The following is a 17585-nucleotide window of genomic DNA, read 5'->3' as shown; positions in this document are numbered from 1 at the left end:
CACACAGGCAAACCAGGACATCAGACCTCCCCAATTGTGAGGCCTGCCAAAGAATCCATTCTTACCCTACGCGCCACACCTATTTTTCAAATGCGATTCCCCTGGACGATTTGACTGCGACGGGATGCGGGAAGTCCGTCCGGAGGTTCGATCACTGACGGGCGCGGGGGTCAGATCTGCAATCGGCAGTGGGGGCGACCGGCGAGGAAATCGCCAAGCCAGGCGCGCTCCGGCCGTGATTTCGTGCCGCGAGGACGAAGGTGAATAGTAGCAGGAATGTCGCCAGGCCTTGCCCACGCCGAAGCAATCGACCATTCTCCCCGCAAACGGGATGAGATGAAGGCGTAGGCGGTTTTTCAATGAAAAATGCTGTAAACCAGCGGCTTGGCAACAAGGGCCGACGCCGTAACAAGGCATTCGACGAAACCCATGCCGAGCTTATCGATATCGCTGTCCGGCTGATATCCCAAAAGGGGATGAATGCGCTTTCCCTGACCGAAGTGGCGCGCGAGGCGGGGGTCAACCGCACGACCGTCTATTATCATTTCGACAGCCGAGAGGCATTGATCGACGCCGTGCGCGAATGGTCTTCCCGGCAGATCACGACGGCTTTCGCTTCGGTCAATTCATCCGTCGAGCGCATTCGCTACCTCGCCCGGTTCGTGTTGGAGAAGCCGGAAGTCATCGCCATGTGGACGGAGGATTTTCTCGCTCCCGGCGACATCGCTGAGCGCTATCCGGCGTGGGCCGGCCTGGTGGAAGGCATCGGCGCGCGCCTTCGCGGCAAACCGGAGACGGCAGGGATCGATCCCGACGTCTACGGTACGCTGCTTCTGACCTGGGCGATGATCGGCCCGCGCGTCTACTGCAACAGCGTCTGCCCGGACCTGCCGATCGACGAAGCGGTGGAACGGATCACCCGTTCGCAACTCAGGATGCTGCAACTGCACGGGGTTGTTCCCGGGTAGGTCCTGCCATGCTGATGTTGTGAAACGAGCGGGAAAATGCCGTGAATCCACAGGCCAGGATTTTCGAGGTCCGCGCGAAAGCGGCTCCCGTTTCTGTCCTTGCGGACGGGTATGGCCGGGGGCTTACCCGATCTTGCGGATCCAGCCGTGCCTGTCCTGCGCCTCGCCGCGCTGGATCGCGACCAGCCGGTCCTTGAGCCGCTGCGTGAGCTGGCCGGGGCCGCCCGAGCCGATCGAGAACTCCCCATCGCGGCCCGAGACCTTGCCGACCGGCGTGACGACCGCCGCCGTGCCGCAGGCAAAGGTTTCGACCAGCCTGCCGGATTCGGCATCCGCGCGCCACTGGTCGATGCCGTAGCGGCCTTCCTTCACGGTCAGCCCTTCCTCGCGCGCGAGGGTCAACAGGCTGTCGCGGGTTATGCCGGGCAGGATGGTGCCGGTCAGTTCGGGTGTCAGCAGGGTGCCGTCGTCGAACACGAAGTAGAGGTTCATGCCGCCCAGTTCCTCGATCCACCTGTGCTCGGCGGCGTCGAGGAAGACGACCTGGTCGTGTCCGCGCGCGATGGCTTCGCCCTGGGGGACGAGGCTGGCGGCATAGTTGCCGCCGCACTTGGCCGCCCCTGTGCCGCCGGGCGCGGCGCGGGTATAGTCGCTGACCCAGATCGAGACGGCGGGCGCGCCCGACTTGAAGTAGTTGCCCGCCGGGCTGGCGATGACGATGAACTTGTACTGCCGGGCCGGACGCACGCCGAGGAAGGCCTCGGTGGCGATCATGAAGGGCCGGATATAGAGCGAGGCGCCTTCGCCCGAGGGGATCCACTGGCGGTCGGCGCGCACGAGTTGTTCGATCGCCTCGACGAAGGCCGATTCGGGCAGTTCCGGCATGGCCAGCCGCTCGGCCGACCGGTTGAAGCGCGCCGCGTTCGCCTCGGGACGGAACAGCGCGACGCTGCCGTCCGTCTGGACATAGGCCTTCAGCCCCTCGAAGATTTCCTGCGCATAGTGCAGCACGGCTGCCGCCGGATCGAGCGCGATCGGCTGGCGCGGCCCGATCACGGCATCATGCCAGCCGCGTTCCTCGGTCCATTCGATCGTCACCATGTGATCAGAGAAATTCGTGCCGAAGCCCGGATCGGCCAGCACGGCGGCACGCGCCTCGTCGCTTGTGGGCGCGGGGTGGGGAAGGGTGGTGAACTTCATGCCGGCATCGGCGAGACTCGCCATGGTAACGTGAATCCTTGAACTGTCTTGACTGTGCGCCGTTGAACGAAAATTACGCCACGGGCAAGAGAAAAGAAATTTTCAGTCGCTTGCAAATTGTCATAGCACGGAGGCGCAGACAGGCAAACGGGAGGTAAGCGTCCAGTTTCAGAATGGAACCGGGAGGTGCAATGCAGCCCGCACCTGAGCGCGAGCCACGTTCGCGGAGTCAAGGCCGGAGATCTTCGATGGTTACGGTGGTGCCAGGATAGCTCGGGGCACCGGCGATGACCGACGTGAACTTTGCATCCTGTTCAAGGCAAAGCGCGGAAAGACACCTCCTCTCAGCGCCGCAAGCCAGTCCCAGCCAGGAGGAATGGGACACTATGTCGCCCGCCGAGTTACGCAGAAAACTCTTCGGCAGTGAGTATGGAGATTGAGCTCGACGTGGCCCGTGACAGTGAGCATGATCTGGCGCCGGAAGGTCGATGAGTGGGACGGTCGATGAGTGGGACGGTCGATGAGTGGGACGGTCGATGAGTGGGACGGTCGTTGGCCCGCGGCTTTGGCAGATCGTGGCTCTGGAAGTGGACCATCGGCTTACGGCGACCACATCCCCATTTGCGGCGCATGAACGAAAGGCCGCTTTCAGAAACCCGATTCCGGTACTGGACCGACCGGAATGCTGGCGGCTAGTCACCTGCATCGGACAGCCAAGTTGGCATATCCCGCTTGGCATGAAGCACACGCCAGACATCCACATGGGTGTCGAACTCAAGGTCGAATACGAGCCACGGAAATCCCTTGAGTCGTATGGTCCTCAGCCCGGGCAAGTTGAGCTCATGGGACCACCGTGGAGACCCCGCCGCTGGTGTTTCCCCAATGAAGGTATAGGCCTGTTCAAGCGCGTCGATGAAGCTGAAAGCCACGTCCGCGCCGGCTTCATTCATGTAATGGTCGACCGCAACGTCGACATCCTCCCGTGCCTTGGCGCGCGGTGCGACCGGTTTTACAGTCATGACGCCGTGCGTTGCGTCACACGGTCACGAAGGCCTCGGAAATATCCGGCGTCGACCGGTGCGGTGGCGGCCGAACTGGCGCCGTCGAGAAGCATTTCCCGAAGGCGCTGGATGTCCTGATCCTTACGGATCAATTCCCGCACGTACTCGCTGCTCGTGCCGTATCCCCGCGCGTTGACCTGTTGGTCGACAAACGCCTTGAGCGCATCGGGAAGCGAGATGTTCATTGTCGCCATCCGCTAGAATATAGCGGTTTGGCAAAAATTGGCAAGGCCTTGAGCGATAGCCGCCATCTGCAAACAGGGCGAAGCTCGGCGTCGGCGTCCGGTATCCCCTGATTGGCCATTCCGGCCATGGGAGAAGCATCATGGGATATGCAGACACGACCTGCCGTGCATGAATGGCGCCCTTGGAATGCAGGTCAGAACGTCGGCGCCAAGCGTCCGCTGAAACCGCGCGACATCTGGGCTATCCGGTATCACTCGACTGCGATATGTTCAGAATCAGCTTCAGCCAGGCGCTTTGCCGCTTCTCGCGCTGGGCGATCGAGCAACAATGCCGCGAGAAATGCCCAGCCGGCTCCTGACAACCAACCGGCTATGACATCGCTGGGGAAATGGACACCAAGCCAAACGCGGCTGATCGATATTGCCCAGGTCAGTACCAGCCCGCCGCCGACGATTGTCCAGCGCACGGGTCGTCTTGAACTCATCGCCGCAAAGGCCAGCGCGATGGCGATGTAAACGACCGCCGAGTTAAAGCTATGGCCGCTAGGAAAGCTGTTGCCTCCCGCTTCGGTCAGGTGCGGCACGATTGCGGGTCGTTCGCGGCCGACTGACAGTTTTACTAGGCTGTTGGCTAGCCAACCGCCGATGACTGTTCCGGCCAGTATGAGAGCCTCACGGCGCAATTTCAGGAAGAGGAGCGCCGCTAGCGCGCCAAGTGCGAAGAGATGCCGCAGCAGGACGCCGCCCATCGCGGTCAAGTCTCGTATTCCTTCGACGAGCCAGGCAGGACCACGGGAGACAACATCTGGGCCGAACCACCAGAGTCGCAGCCCGGCTTCGTCGAAGGACGCAGTTCGTCCGGTGAGTACGAGACCTGCGGTCAGAGCAAACCCCGCCCAGCAAAGGACCGCTGCGGCAAGAGCATGGGATCCATCTATCGGCCAGCCTCGGATATGCGGGCGCATCATTGTGCCTGCGGCATCTTCATCTGTCATCCAGTTGCCTTTGTAGCAGAATCTCAACGAAGATCGAGACGATCCCTGTCCAATCTGCGGCTGCCCACCACTCGATTTCTGCGACGGCTGGAATCTACTTTGTCGTCGTGTGGCACAAACGATCGTTGCACGCGTTCACAGCCAGGTTGAGGAGCATGCAATGGCCGATACATCGGAAAGGTTTCGCCTCCTCGTGCGCGTAGGGTACGCGGCACGCGGCTTAGTCTACATCTTGCTTGGCTACCTTGGCCTGAGCTCAGCAGGTGAGGCTTCCGCTGGACCGCAGGCGACATTTGACTTTCTCCAGCAGGTTCCGCTCGGTTCGGCGGTCCTTTACGTTGTAGCCATCGGTCTGTCAGCGTATGCCGTATATAAGTTCATCGCCGCGTTGGGCGATGTCGAGAACCATGGCTCAGATGCCAAGGGCGTTGCCCATCGGATCGGCTATTTCGCTAGCGGATTGGCCCACGCGGTGCTCGCGTGGGCTGCATTCCAATTCGCATGGGGCGACAAACGTTCATCAAGCGGCGACGGGAGCGAACAAGCGGCCGTGACGCTGCTCGCTTGCGATTTGGGAACCGCTGTTCTCGGAGCCATCGGAATAGGATTTGTTGCAGCTGCCGCTTTTCAGGCTCGCAGCGCAATCACAGCGCATTTCATGCGTTCAGTAGAAGCCGGAGTCACTTCATCAATATGCTGGATTGGGCGAGGTGGCTATGCTGCACGCGCCGTCGTGTTCCTCATTATCGGCTGGTCGCTGATCCGGTCGGCCTGGATCCACGATGGCGCCGAAGTCAAGGGCTTGGGCGACGCGCTGATGAGTTTGCGAGACGCTGGCGCACTCTACACGGTCGTAGCAATCGGGTTGCTGATGTTCGGCGTGTTCAGTCTCATTGTTGCGCGCTTCCAAATCATACCCCCCATTGACCGGCACGATCTCAAGCCAATGTTTCGTTGAAGGGGGATTAACGATCGGCTGCTTTCGCGGCTGGTCGTGGTTACCTTGAATGGCCGGGATAAGGCGTCAGGCGACTTGGATGCTGAAAGCGAACCACGAACCCGCCGCGTGATCGTATAACCGCACAATCTGATCCGTCACGGAGAGCGAGTAGTGGCTCGATGAGCCGCGGTCATATCCCTGCGCCTTCAAGCCATCGATCGCGAGCGAAATGAAAGCATTGTCGCCTGCGTCATAGATTTCGGATGAAGTGCCCGTGAAACTCGCCGATCTGTCCCCATCGAACCCCTGCAAGCGATCCCCACGCGCTTCAGCAGCAATCTGCAGGTCCTGTCCGGAACCATGGTCATGGACGCCAGCGATCTTTTTGCCGAACATGAAGGCGTGAGCGGCTGCGGCGACCATGGCTCGAGTGTGAGGTAACATGCTGCCACCTGGCACCGACCGCGCACCGACGCAAGCAGCGCAGAATGATCGACGTCAGCTCACATGACGAGGGTGTGGGTCAATGGCTGTAATCACAGCAGCATTTGGATAGCGGCTGGCGCCTGGGGTCGATCAGCAACAAGCATGGTTGCCTCCACGTAGTTTGGGTTAGCAACTGCGCTCTGCCAGAGCGCCAGCCGCTATCCACCCTCCCTGCCTGCGCGGGCAAACGGTCGGCAACAGCGGGGCCGAGTGTGCCAATGAACAGTGCGCCATCGGGCCGGGCAAAACGCAGCGTGCGAATTATGAGGCTGCGAACCTTGCGTGCGGTTTCAGGCTTGCTGGTCCAGATCGGACGCAGGCACGCGGCAATTGCGTCTGCATCGATGCTTTGCACTTGCAGCTTACCAAGGGCGGGGAAGGCGTAAGCCTTTAGCTGCGACAGGTTCTGTTTCCGCTTTGCATCGGAAATTTTGGCATCAGCCGACTTCGCTTCGAGAAAGTCTAGCGCAGCCTCCCGGAACGTGCGCGTCATTTCCTTCGATGGTTTCAGTTCAAGGTGCATCGCGCCCAGCCACGAGGGCCGCCTTTACAAGCATGGCTTTTTCGTGCGCTTCCCCGAGTCCCACGGCCCGTAGGCCCCCCAAGCCGAATTCCCTGCGCGCACCGTCATGCTGAATGCGGGCAACCCAGCTTGCCTGTTTGAATTCGCGAACGAACAGGATCAACCCGTTGCCGTCATGGTGGCGTCTCGGCTTGTTCAGCGCTGCCCGGATGTGTGCCTGTGTCAGCTTGCCCATCGAGATTCGAACTTTTTGCCCGAAATTTGTTCCCCCATTCCGTCCCCCACTCATAGCGCGAAAAGGGGCGAAAAGCAAAGAACGCGCGCGGACGCGCACACGGCAAATCTCTCGGTTTTCTGGGGCTTCCCCGGACGTTGGCGAACATCTTCGGAAAGGAAATTGGCTCCCCGAGTAGGATTCGAACCTACGGCCATTCGATTAACAGTCGAATGCTCTACCGCTGAGCTATCGGGGAGCAGCCCTGCAGTGTCTCCACCGTCGGGCAGGGGTGCGCCTATAAGCGGCGGCAGTGGGCTTGGCAACCCCGTATCCGATGAATCATCCCGAAATTTTCCGGGCGTGCTTCAGACCTGGAACTGCTCGGCGAAGATGCGTTCCTCCAGCGTGTAGCCGGGGTCGAACAGCAGAGTCAGTTCCTTCTCGGTGGCCGCGCGGATGCGCACGCTCTGGACCTCGCGGACTTCCTTCTGATCGGCCACGGCGGCTACGGGGCGCTTCTCCGGTTCGAGGATGCGGAATTCGACATCCGCGCTTTCCGGAAGGATTGCCCCTTTCCACCGGCGGGGGCGGAAAGGGCTGATCGGCGTCATCGCCATCATGCGCGAGCCGAGAGGAAGGATCGGGCCGTTCGCCGAGAGATTGTAGGCCGTGGAGCCTACCGGCGTCGCCACCAGAATGCCGTCGCCCGCCAGTTCCTCCATGCGGACCCTGCCGTTGATGCGCACTTCCAGCTTGGCGGTCTGGCGCGTTTCGCGCAGCAGCGAAACTTCGTTGATGGCATAGAAGCTGAATGTCGCTCCCGCCTGGCAGATCGCGTCCATGCACAGCGGGCTGACGGGAACCCTGTGCGCCTCGGCAATGCGCTGCGCGATCGAGGCATGGCCGTGGGGATGGTTCATCAGGAAACCCACGGTTCCCAGGTTGATGCCGTAGCAGGGCTTCTGAGTTTCCCTGCCCAGCATTTCGTGCAGGACGTGCAGCAGGAAACCGTCGCCGCCGAGCACGACCAGCACATCGGCCTCGTCGGGAGAGACCCAGTCGTGCGATCGCCGGAAGGTGTCTGCGCCGGATTGCGCCTTGGCGCTGTCCGAGACGACGAGGGCCAGCTTCGGGTCACGGCTCACGGCATTTCCCTCAAATTCCACCCGTTTATCATGAGAGCACCAGCTGTGTCTGTTTCCGGGCTGTAAAATTTTGAACCGTTTGGCAAGTGCTTTGGTCTAAAGGCCGGATGATGGGTGGGAATCGGCAAGAGCTTGCACCGGGCAAGGCCAGGGGCATCGAGGATCGGCTGACCGGGATTCCCGGTCTCGACGCCGTGCGCGAACGGATCGGGAGCTGGGGGGCGGACGGGGCTTCCGTGCCGCGACATGTCCACGCCCTGCTGCTGGGTCTGCGCCGGCTCGATGCGATAAACCTGGCTTACGGGCCGGCCGCTGGCGACGGCGCGCTGGAAGAGGTCGCCGCCCGCATTCAGCATTTCGCGGCCGGAGACCTCGATGGCCCCTGGATGCTGGCGCGGGCCGGCGGCGGGACGTTCCTGCTCGTCGCCAACGAGTCATGCAGCCGTGAGCGCTGGCAGCTCTTCGCGGACCAGCTCGCGGAAATGATCGCGCGCCCCATCGCCGTGCCTTCGGGCGTCCTGCGCCTCTCGCCGAGGATCGCGCTGATCCGCGCGTTGGCCGGAGAGAGCGTCGATTCGATGCTCGATCGTCTTGGCAATGCGCTCCAGGACGCCAACGAGCAGCAGCGCGGGCGGCTCGCCTGGGCCGATGGCGAAGTGTCTCCGCCGGGCCGCTCGAGCGCGCAGCTTGAGACGGATCTGCTGGGCGCGATCGACCGCGACGAGATCGAGATCCTGTTCCAGCCGCAGTTCAGTCTTGCCGATGACCGCCTGATCGGCGCGGAGGCGCTGGCGCGCTGGAACCATCCGGAACTCGGACGCATCGGGGCAGGGGTGCTGTTCGGTATTGCCGAGCGCGTCGACCATCTCGCGCCGCTTTCGCGCCATATCGCGCACCGGGCACTGGCGGCCGGGTGCGCGTGGCCGGGCGAGCTGCGTCTGTCGATCAACGTCACGCCCGCCGATCTCGCGTTCGGAAGCTATGTCCGCCAGATGCTCGATCTCGTGCGCGAGAGCGGCTTTCCGCCGCGCCGGCTGACCCTTGAGGTGACCGAGCAAGCGCTGATCAGCGACGTCACGCTGGCGGCGCAGACCCTGGCCGAATTCTCGGCGCAGGGTATCCGGATCGCGCTCGACGATTTCGGCGCGGGCTTCTGCAACTTCCGGTACCTGAAAGTGCTGCCGATCCATTACCTCAAGCTCGACCGCTCGATGATCGAGGGCGTCGCCAGCGACAAGCGCGACGTGGCGGTGCTGCGCGCGATCGTCGCCATGGCGGAGGCGCTGGACCTTCAGGTGATCGCGGAAGGGATCGAGGATGAGGCGCAGCGGGACGTCGCGGCGCACGAAGGCTGCGCGTACTATCAGGGCTTCCTGCGCGCCCCGCCGATGAGCGCTGCCGCGTTCGCCGAGCTGGCGTCGGTCTGAGGTATCAGCCAGCGACGATCCGTTTGCCGATCCTGGGAACGCGACCGTCCGGCCAGCACTCCTGCGTCTGTTGTGCCCTGGATGGCTTGTCGACCCGAGTGAGGCGGCCGTGTGCCTTCATGAGGCGTGTTGCTTCGTCTGGGGACGGCAGGGCAAGATCCTCGACCTCGACCGTCGCGATCGCGGCCTCGTCGCACCAGCCTGGCAGGCGTTTCATGGCGGCAGCATGGGCACCGCTGCCACGATAGGCGCGCATGGCCTCGCGCGATTGCCAGCAGGAGACGGTCCAGAACGTCCATTTCCAGTTGAACGCAAGATATCCGCCGGTGAAGCCCGGCGTGTTCTTCAATTGCTCCGCGCTGGCATTCGCGTGGCGCAGGAAAGCGGGCAGGTGCCAGAACCTGCGGAGCTTGAGGCGAGTGAGTGAGACGGTCGCCATATATGCCAATCTTTCAAGAAGATATGGCGCGATTATGACGTGTTCAGGCGAAACGAGCTCAACCGGCCTTGCGCGCGACAGCGGAAAGTCCCCTGGTGAGCTGTAACAGCCCGTTGAGGCGCGACTTGGGATCGCCCCACGCCCGCGAGAGCACCAGCTTGTTGTCCGGGCGCAGCTTCACGGTGCCCTGCAGCCGCTCGGCATAGGCGATCAGGCCCATCGGGTTGGGGAAGCTGTCGTTATGAAAGCTGACAAGCGCGCCGCGTGGCCCGACGTCGATCTTGGCGATATGCGCTTCGATCGCCTGCCGCTTGATCTGGATAAGCTGGATGAGGTTGGCGGTGGGGGCGGGCAGGTTGCCGAAGCGGTCGATCATCTCGGCGGAGAGCGATTCGATCTCCTGCTGGCTGTCCGCGTCGTTGAGGCGGCGGTAGAGCGCCATGCGCACGGCCAGATCGGGCACGTAGTCGTCCGGGATCATGATCGGCGCATCGACGGTGATCTGGGGGGAGAGGCCGGAGGCGCCCTTTTCCAGCCCCACGCCGCCCGCACGCGCTTCCATGATCGCGTCTTCCAGCATCGACTGGTAGAGTTCGAAACCCACCTCGCGGATATGGCCGGACTGTTCGTCGCCCAGCAGATTGCCCGCGCCGCGAATGTCGAGGTCGTGGCTGGCGAGCTGGAAACCGGCGCCCAGACTGTCGAGATCGCCCAGCACTTTCAGCCGCTTTTCGGCGACTTCGGACAGCGCGGTGTTGGCGGGCGTGGTCAGATAGGCATAGGCGCGCAGCTTGGATCGGCCCACGCGCCCGCGAAGCTGGTATAGCTGGGCCAGACCGAAACGGTCGGCGCGGTGGATGATGATCGTGTTGGCACGCGGGATATCGAGGCCGCTTTCGACGATGGTGGTGGAAAGCAGCACCTCGTACTTGCCCTCGTAGAACGCGCTCATGCGCTCTTCCACTTCGCCGGCGCTCATCTGGCCGTGCGCGGTGATCGATTTCACTTCGGGAACGTGCTTGTGCAGCCAGTCCTCGACTTCCGGCATGTCGGCGATGCGCGGCACGACGACGAAGCTCTGCCCGCCGCGATGGTGTTCGCGCAGCAGCGCCTCGCGCATTACCATGTCGTCCCATTCCATCACATAGGTGCGCACCGCCAGGCGGTCGACCGGTGGGGTCTGGATGGTGGAGAGTTCGCGCAGGCCGCTCATCGCCATCTGCAGGGTGCGCGGGATCGGCGTGGCGGTGAGCGTCAGAACATGCACGTCGGCGCGAAGCTGCTTGAGCTTTTCCTTGTGCGTGACGCCGAAGCGCTGCTCCTCGTCGACGATGACGAGGCCCAGCCGCTTGAACTGGACCGATTTCGACAGGATCGCATGGGTGCCGCAGACGATATCGACGGTGCCGCTCGCCAGTCCCTCGCGCGTGGTGCGCGCTTCCTTCTCGGGCACGAGGCGCGAGATGCGGCCCACGTTGAGCGGGAAGCCGGCAAAGCGCTCTGCAAAGCCCGCATAGTGCTGGCGCGCGAGCAGGGTGGTCGGCGCGACCACCGCCACCTGCTGCCCGGCCATGGCGGCCACGAAGGCCGCGCGCAGCGCCACCTCTGTCTTGCCGAAGCCGACATCGCCGCAGACCAGCCGGTCCATCGGCTTGCCTTCGGAAAGATCGCCCAGCACGTCCTCGATGGCGCGGTCCTGATCGTCGGTTTCCTGCCAGGGGAAGCGATCCACGAACTGGTCGTAGGCGGAGCCTTCGGGCACCAGCACCGGCCCCTTGCGCAGCGCACGTTCGGCGGCGGTCTTCATCAGCTCGCCCGCGATCTCGCGGATGCGCTCCTTCAGGCGGGCGCGGCGCTTCTGCCAGGCCTCGCCGCCCAGCTTGTCGAGCATGACACCTTCACTCTCGCTGCCGTAGCGCGAAAGCACGTCGAGATTCTCGACCGGGATATAGAGCTTGTCGCCGCCCGCGTAAGTCAGCATCACGCAGTCGTGCGGCGACTGGCCCACCGGGATCGACTGCAGCCCTTCGTAGCGGCCGATGCCGTGGTCCATGTGGACGATCAGGTCGCCCGGCGTCAGCGCCGAAAGTTCGGCGAGGAAGGCATCGGAATCCTTGCGCTTCTTCTTGCGGCGCACAAGGCGGTCGCCCAGGATGTCCTGTTCGGTGACGACCTCGATGGCGTCGTTCGAAAAGCCGGTTTCCAGCGGCAGCACCAGCGCGGCGGAGCGGCCCTGTACGGCCAGGCCCAATGCCTCCTGCCAGGTATCGGCCAGACGCGGCTCGGGCCCCTGCGCCTCACCCAGAATCGAGACGAGGCGGGCGCGGCTGCCGGTGGAATAGGCCGCAAGGATCGGCTTGCGGCCGGCCTTGCCCACAGCGTGCAGATGCTTTGCGACCGCCTCGTAGGCATTGTCGCCGCGCGCCCGCTCGGGGGTGAAATCGCGGGCATTGCCGAAGCCGAAGTCGATGACCTTGGAGCCTTCCGGCCTGGAAAAGGCATCCGCCTGATGCACCGGAAAGCCGGACAGTGCCTGCCGCAGCTCCTCTTCTGCCAGATAGAGCGCGTCCGTCGCCAGCGGGCGGTAGCTGCCCGCCTTCTGGCCGGAGGTGTCGAGGCGGGCCTTGTGATAATCGGCGATGTCGCCCAGCCGCTCTTCGGTGGCGCCGATGGCGGAGGTGTCGGCCACGATCAGGTCGTCGCCCGACAGATGATCGAACAGCGTGACCAGCCGGTCCTCAAACAGCGGCAGCCAGTGTTCCATGCCCGCCAAGCGCCGCCCGTCGCTGACCGCCTGATAGAGCGGATCGCCCGTGGCATTGGCCCCGAACATCTCGCGGTAGCGGCCGCGAAAGCGCTTGACGCTATCCTCGTCGAGCAGGGCCTCGCCGGCGGGCAGCAGCAGATATTCGTCCACGGTGCCGGTGGAGCGCTGGGTACCGGTGTCGAACAGGCGCAGCGTTTCCAGCTCGTCCCCGAAGAAATCGAGCCGCAGACCGGCATCGAGCCCGGCCGGCACGATATCGAAGATCGATCCGCGCACCGCGAATTCGCCCGCGTCGATCGCGGTGTCGCTGCGCTGATAGCCCTGACGGCGCAGCAGCGCGATCAGGCTTTCGTGGCCGATTTCCATCCCCGGCTTGATCTGCCGCACCGATTCCCGGATGCGAAACGGCGTGAGCACACGCTGCAGCACGGCATTGGCGGTTGTGACCAGCAATTGCGGGCCGCTGCGCTTCGCCTGCAACCGATAGAGCGCCGCCAGCCTGCGCCCGCTGACCGACAGCGCCGGGCTGGCGCGGTCATAGGGCAGGCAATCCCAGGCCGGGAATTCGATCACGTCCAGCTCTGGCGCGAAGAACCTGGCGGCTTCGGCCACCGCGCTCATCGCCGCTTCGTTGTCCGCCATGAGCACGGCGCGGCCTTTCGCGGCGCGCGCCAGGTCCGCCATGACCAGCGGCTGCGCCCCGCGCGTAACAGAGGCCAGCGTCAGCGGCGTCGTGGCCGAGAGAATGCGTTGAATGTCGGGCATATCAGGAAGCGCGCGGAATAGCGGCTGCGGCGGGAATTTCAATCGGGAAGCGGGAAGTCGGTTCCGACGACATGATTGGGCGGTGCGGCTGCTTTGCGCCACATATCGGCGCTTCCCGACCTCGGCTGTCCAAATGCTCAATCGCACAGGGTACGCAGATGTAAAGTGTAACTTGACGATTGCGTATCTTGTAAAGCGTAACTATACACTTTTCATGGGCATCGAAAGCATCGGCGACAAGGCGCTGCGCAAGTTCGCCGAGACCGGCAAAAGCAAGGGGGTGATCGAGCCGGAGCGCATTCGCAGGATGGTCGGTTTCATCGTAGCGGCCGGCTCGTTCGATGAACTCGCCGTTCCACCGAACTTCGGTTTCCATGCCCTGACCGGCAACCGCGCCGTCACTTATGCAATGACCGTCACGAAGAACTGGCGGATGACATTCACCAAGGTTGACGAACAGACCATCGCCGACCTCGATCTGGAGGATTATCACTGATGGCTATCAAGGTTCATGCATCGTTCCATGTTCATCCCGGCCCTTGGCTGCGCGACGAACTGATCACGCCCCATGGCCTGAGCGTGACGCAGGCGGCCAGACATCTCGGTGTGACGCGCCCCGCCATGAGCAACCTTCTGAACGGCAAGGCCGGGCTCTCCGCCGACATGGCCCTGCGCTTCGAGAGGGCGTTCGGCATTTCGGCCGATACGCTGATGCGAATGCAGTCCGCCTACGAGCTGGCGCAGGCACGCGAACACGAGGGCGAGATCAAGGTGGAGCGGTTTGCGGAAGCGGCTTAGGGGCGAATGATGCGGGGGCAGCTCGGCGCAACATTGCGGTCGCTTCCGGTCCTGTGGCGGATGGTTTGAAACCTGCCGTTCGTCCGGCTTGGGCTTTCTACGACACCGCTGGCCAATTCTTGCCGATAGAGCCTTGGCCCTCCAAAAATAAACATGATTTACTGATGAAATATTAACACCGTTGTTGGATGATTCGGCAGCTTCATTGCGAAGCGGCTGAAAGTACCAATCCAGTGTACCAGAAATCAAATCTTGAAACTCTGCATTCGGCCAAAGGCGTGCCAGCGCCCGACGATTTCGGGATCGCCAGAATCCACTCGGTCAAGCCGCTCGGCGTTGCTGCCCTCCTTGTGTTCCTGGTGATGACGGCAGTGTATTTTGCCTTCCGCATCCCCCTGTGGAATCCTGCGGCGCCCTTCCTTTCCGGCTTGTTGCTCGCGGCGGAACTGTTCGGCACCTTCACGGTGCTGCTCCATGTGTTCTCAACATGGCGTCTCGTCGAGCGTCAGGCACCGCCTCCGCTGCCGGGTTTCGAGGCGGACATCTTCATTACGACGTGGAACGAGTCCGTCGAGATACTTCGCCATACCCTGCTCGCGGCCAGGCAGGTCTCCCACGCGCGCGCGGTCTGGCTCCTCGATGATGGATGCCGTCCGGAAATGCAGGCATTGGCGGCTGAACTCGGCGTGCGCTATCTCACGCGCACGGACCGCTCGCACGCAAAGGCGGGAAACCTCAACAATGCTCTCCAGCACTCAGACGCGCCCTTTGTCGCGATTTTCGACTGCGATCACGCACCGTCGCCGGATTTCCTCGAGCGCACGCTTGGCTATTTCATCGATCCGCGGGTCAGCTTCGTCCAGACACCGCAGGACTTCTACAATGTCGACTCGTTCCAGCATCGCGGATCGGATGAAACCGGCGAAGCATGGCACGAACAGACGCTTTTCTATCGCGTGATCCAGCCCGGCAAGGATTACTGGGACGCCACGTTCTTCTGCGGAAGCTGCGCCGTCATGCGGCGGGCGGCGATCGACGACATCGGTGGTTTCGCTACCGGCACCATCACCGAGGACATGCATACCTCGCTTCGCCTCCACAAGAACGGATGGTCTGCTGTCTATCATACCGAGGCCCTGGCCTTCGGCCTTTCACCCGCCACTCTCGAACAATACGAGACCCAGCGCCTGCGCTGGGGACGCGGTGCGATGCAGGTCTGGACCAAGGAGGGCTTCCTGTTTTCCGGACGGCTCACCCTGGCCCAGCGCGTAGCTTATCTCACCTCGGCGGTCACCTATTTCGAGGGGTGGCAGAAGGCGGTCGTATATTTCCTGCCGATGGTAGTTCTGCTCACCGGCAGGATGCCAATAATCTGGGTGGGATGGCCATTCGTCACGCTCTTCCTGATGTGGCTGCTCTCCGGCATGATCGTGAACGAGATTTTTAGCCGTGGCTATGCCAAGACGATCTGGATGGAGGAGTACAACCTCCTTCGCTTCTTCACCTTCATCAAGGCGACATTGACGCTCGTCGTGCCAATAAAATGGGGCTTCTCGGTTACGGCGAAGAGTCTGGCGGGCAACCGTGGCGAGGCGCTCAGGCTCTGGCCCCAGGTGCTCATTGCGCTCGGCGCGATCGGATCGATCGCGGTCGGCAGCCTGCTGTACCGTGACTCCCACCATCTGCCGCCGGGCGCGTTCCTGGCCAATCTGGTCTGGGCATCGATCACCGGCGTGGTGGCCATCAAGGCGCTCAGATTCGCGACACGACGCATGGGCCAGCGGCGGAGCGACCACCGCTTTCCCATCCCGCTGGTTGCCCGCATCCGCACCGGCCAGGGTCCGAAGTCCGAATCGAGCCTGGTGATCGCGCAGGACGTCTCGTCGCAGGGGTTGCGCCTGGCGCTCGACGCAGACATGGCCAGCGGCGCCCCGATAGCGGGAACACTGCTCCTGCCGGGCGGCGAGATGCCGTTTCGCGGCACGATCCTGCGCACGTTGCCTGCACCTGGCGGCGACGGGTACATGGCGGCGCTACGCTTCGATTGGGCGAAGCCGGGCGATGCGGACATGCTCAACAGCGTACTGTATGGCAATGCGCTTCAATGGGATATCAACGGCTGGGCCGAGGTACGTCGGTTCTCGTTTTCCCGTGTGCTATCGCTCTTCGGAAGGCGCGTGGATGGGGGGCACAGGCGCTGGCGCTTCGGCCGCTTGAGTCATGGCATGGATGAAATTCAGGGGCTCGTCCGGCGGGAGGGAGACTTGTTCCGGATCCTTTCCTCCACCGCGCTGCCCTCCACCGCATATCTCGATCTGCGCGTTGCAGGCGGCACCGCGCCGACCGACAACCTCAAGGTCGTTGGATACCGCGAATATCATATTGGCGGCGGCTCATTGCATATGGCAGTGCTCGCCGCCAGCGGTACGTACAAGACGGTCTTTCACAGGGAACCCACATGGATCGATACCGCGCAGCGCGCTGCATGATTGCCCTCCGTGCCTTGTCCGCAGCGGCCGCGCTGCTGGCCGTTGCTCCGACGCACGCCGAAACGCCCACCGGCGTATTGTTCGCGGGCGGGACGGTCAGCGAAAGTTCCTCGGTCTATGCCGGCGCGGTCGTGTCGGTGCCGGGCGCCACGCTCGGGCATGGCTTCGCGCTGCGCGGCAGCGCGAACGCCGGCCAGTACCAATATGACGGCGGTCCGGGCCGCATCGACGCGGACTATGCCGGCGGCGAGGTGGCGCTGGTCTACCAGACCTCGGGAAACTGGGGCTGGACCAATTTTTCGGCCGGGCCGCGCTACACGCACACGCGCCTGTCGCCGGCAGACCCCGAAAATGATCGCCGAGGCTCCCGTTGGGACCTGGGACTGCAGACCGACGGTGCGCTTGACGGGCCCCAATGGCGGCTCGGCTGGTACGGGTCGCTGGGCCCCTTCGACGGGTCGTATCAGGCGCGTTTGCAAATCGGGCGCAAGCTCAATTCAGCGGGACTGCGTATCGGCGCCGAAAGCGGTATCCAGGGTGACCCGTCCTATACCAAGGGGTCGCTGGGCGGTTTCGTGGCGGTTCCGGTCGCCCGGAACTTCGATCTGCAATTCGGAGCCGGCGCTACCGAACAGGCCGGCCGTGGAGCCCGTGGCTATGGTTCCATCGCACTCAGTCGCATATTCTAGGGGCGGCGCGACCGTCCGGCAATCACACTCGGCACCTTGTAGAACTTCGCGCCTGCAGGCAGCAGTTTCATTAGAACGAGCCGGTGGCAGGGCATCTCGTTTACACCGACAAGGTCGACCTTCTTGTCTGCATCACCTCATTCTAGTTCGTTAGCTGCCTTTCCGGACACGGCGACAATCCTGTCACCCCGCCAACCCGCTTTCCTACATCGCCGCCGTCTGGGATAATCGCCCCGCTCTTTTCCCATCGTCGGCTTCGTCGCCCTTTCCGAATTCGCGCCCCTCGCGCTTCGGAAGAGGCCCTTTCTCGCACGGTCGGGAGGGGGAGCTGTTTTGCTTCAGGACTGTGTAAACCGTGTAAACCTGACCGTCACCTTGCGACAACGCCAGGGCTCCGAATCCAAGTTAACGGATTTTGGTATCGAGGATTGAGGCGAGATAATCGAGATTCCATCCGGCGCGTTTGCGGCGCAGACTGATGGTGGTTGGCT

The 17585-nt window shown here is 63.0% G+C and carries 17 protein-coding genes and 1 tRNA gene; 7 read left to right on the top strand and 11 right to left on the bottom strand.

All coding sequences use genetic code 11. The annotated features are described in order from the left end of the window. Window positions 1-359: 359 nt before the first annotated feature. Window positions 360-968: a TetR/AcrR family transcriptional regulator gene (locus IEX32_RS18815; RefSeq protein ID WP_188773082.1), complete on the top strand. Its 609-nt coding sequence runs from the start codon at window positions 360-362 to the stop codon at window positions 966-968. 123 nt (window positions 969-1091) lie between these two features. Here IEX32_RS18815 and IEX32_RS18810 read toward each other — a convergent pair whose 3' ends face one another. From IEX32_RS18810 to IEX32_RS18795, 4 genes are all read right to left on the bottom strand, one after another. Then, entirely contained in the window at window positions 1092-2192 is a 1101-nt protein-coding gene (locus tag IEX32_RS18810) for a branched-chain amino acid aminotransferase (RefSeq protein ID WP_188773081.1), read from the bottom strand. Between the two features lie 668 nt (window positions 2193-2860). Continuing rightward, the gene (locus IEX32_RS18805) at window positions 2861-3187 is read right to left on the bottom strand and encodes a type II toxin-antitoxin system RelE/ParE family toxin (RefSeq protein WP_188773080.1); all 327 of its coding nucleotides are present in this window, start codon (window positions 3185-3187) and stop codon (window positions 2861-2863) included. Continuing rightward, the gene (locus IEX32_RS18800; protein ID WP_308421067.1) at window positions 3184-3414 is read right to left on the bottom strand and encodes a ribbon-helix-helix domain-containing protein; all 231 of its coding nucleotides are present in this window, start codon (window positions 3412-3414) and stop codon (window positions 3184-3186) included. Before IEX32_RS18800 ends, IEX32_RS18805 begins: the two co-directional genes overlap by 4 nt. A 251-nt stretch (window positions 3415-3665) precedes the next feature. Beyond that, window positions 3666-4409 carry a phosphatase PAP2 family protein gene (locus IEX32_RS18795; protein ID WP_229736497.1) on the bottom strand — a complete coding sequence of 248 codons (744 nt, stop codon included), beginning with the start codon at window positions 4407-4409 and terminating at the stop codon, window positions 3666-3668. 160 nt (window positions 4410-4569) lie between these two features. Here IEX32_RS18795 and IEX32_RS18790 point away from each other — a divergent pair, with 160 nt between their 5' ends. Continuing rightward, on the top strand, window positions 4570-5367 hold the full coding sequence (locus IEX32_RS18790; protein WP_188773078.1) for a DUF1206 domain-containing protein: 798 nt from the start codon (window positions 4570-4572) through the stop codon (window positions 5365-5367). Window positions 5368-5433: 66 nt separating this feature from the next. On the opposite strand, the gene IEX32_RS18785 is transcribed toward IEX32_RS18790, so the two are convergent. The 5 genes from IEX32_RS18785 to IEX32_RS18765 all read right to left on the bottom strand — a co-directional run bounded on the left by IEX32_RS18785 (window position 5434) and on the right by IEX32_RS18765 (window position 7720). After that, window positions 5434-5772: a hypothetical protein gene (locus IEX32_RS18785; protein ID WP_229736496.1), complete on the bottom strand. Its 339-nt coding sequence runs from the start codon at window positions 5770-5772 to the stop codon at window positions 5434-5436. A 100-nt stretch (window positions 5773-5872) separates the two neighbouring features. Further along, window positions 5873-6358, bottom strand: coding sequence for a phage integrase central domain-containing protein (locus IEX32_RS18780; RefSeq protein ID WP_188773076.1), 486 nt, complete (start codon window positions 6356-6358; stop codon window positions 5873-5875). Continuing rightward, window positions 6348-6593 (bottom strand): Arm DNA-binding domain-containing protein, encoded by a 246-nt coding sequence (locus IEX32_RS18775; RefSeq protein WP_188773075.1) that lies wholly within the window; start codon window positions 6591-6593, stop codon window positions 6348-6350. Before IEX32_RS18775 ends, IEX32_RS18780 begins: the two co-directional genes overlap by 11 nt. Before the next feature lie 163 nt (window positions 6594-6756). Beyond that, window positions 6757-6831, bottom strand: a tRNA-Asn gene (locus IEX32_RS18770). 109 nt (window positions 6832-6940) lie between these two features. Beyond that, window positions 6941-7720 (bottom strand): NAD kinase, encoded by a 780-nt coding sequence (locus tag IEX32_RS18765; RefSeq protein WP_188773074.1) that lies wholly within the window; start codon window positions 7718-7720, stop codon window positions 6941-6943. Window positions 7721-7830: 110 nt separating this feature from the next. On the opposite strand from IEX32_RS18765, the gene IEX32_RS18760 reads away from it, so the two are divergent. Beyond that, window positions 7831-9147, top strand: a complete 1317-nt coding sequence (locus IEX32_RS18760; RefSeq protein WP_188773073.1) for a bifunctional diguanylate cyclase/phosphodiesterase — start codon at window positions 7831-7833, stop codon at window positions 9145-9147. A gap of 4 nt (window positions 9148-9151) precedes the next feature. Here IEX32_RS18760 and IEX32_RS18755 read toward each other — a convergent pair whose 3' ends face one another. Continuing rightward, entirely contained in the window at window positions 9152-9586 is a 435-nt protein-coding gene (locus tag IEX32_RS18755; protein ID WP_188773072.1) for a DUF3291 domain-containing protein, read from the bottom strand. A gap of 58 nt (window positions 9587-9644) precedes the next feature. After that, window positions 9645-13118 (bottom strand): transcription-repair coupling factor, encoded by a 3474-nt coding sequence (gene mfd / locus IEX32_RS18750; protein ID WP_188773071.1) that lies wholly within the window; start codon window positions 13116-13118, stop codon window positions 9645-9647. Window positions 13119-13332: 214 nt separating this feature from the next. Here mfd and IEX32_RS18745 point away from each other — a divergent pair, with 214 nt between their 5' ends. The 4 genes from IEX32_RS18745 to bcsS all read left to right on the top strand — a co-directional run bounded on the left by IEX32_RS18745 (window position 13333) and on the right by bcsS (window position 17094). Beyond that, window positions 13333-13614: a type II toxin-antitoxin system RelE/ParE family toxin gene (locus tag IEX32_RS18745; protein ID WP_188773070.1), complete on the top strand. Its 282-nt coding sequence runs from the start codon at window positions 13333-13335 to the stop codon at window positions 13612-13614. Continuing rightward, window positions 13614-13916, top strand: a complete 303-nt coding sequence (locus IEX32_RS18740; protein WP_188773069.1) for a HigA family addiction module antitoxin — start codon at window positions 13614-13616, stop codon at window positions 13914-13916. Before IEX32_RS18745 ends, IEX32_RS18740 begins: the two co-directional genes overlap by 1 nt. 278 nt (window positions 13917-14194) lie before the next feature. Then, complete coding sequence (locus tag IEX32_RS18735) at window positions 14195-16405, top strand: glycosyltransferase (protein ID WP_188773068.1); 2211 nt, start codon at window positions 14195-14197, stop codon at window positions 16403-16405. Continuing rightward, complete coding sequence (bcsS, locus tag IEX32_RS18730) at window positions 16375-17094, top strand: cellulose biosynthesis protein BcsS (protein WP_188773067.1); 720 nt, start codon at window positions 16375-16377, stop codon at window positions 17092-17094. The genes IEX32_RS18735 and bcsS overlap by 31 nt, the downstream gene beginning before the upstream one ends. The last annotated feature ends 491 nt before the right edge of the window (window positions 17095-17585 follow it).

This window comes from Novosphingobium endophyticum (assembly GCF_014640675.1).
Classification (GTDB): Bacteria; Pseudomonadota; Alphaproteobacteria; order Sphingomonadales; family Sphingomonadaceae; genus Novosphingobium; species Novosphingobium endophyticum.
Note: the sequence above shows the minus strand (reverse complement) of the source record. Positions and strands in the feature narration are given on the sequence as shown.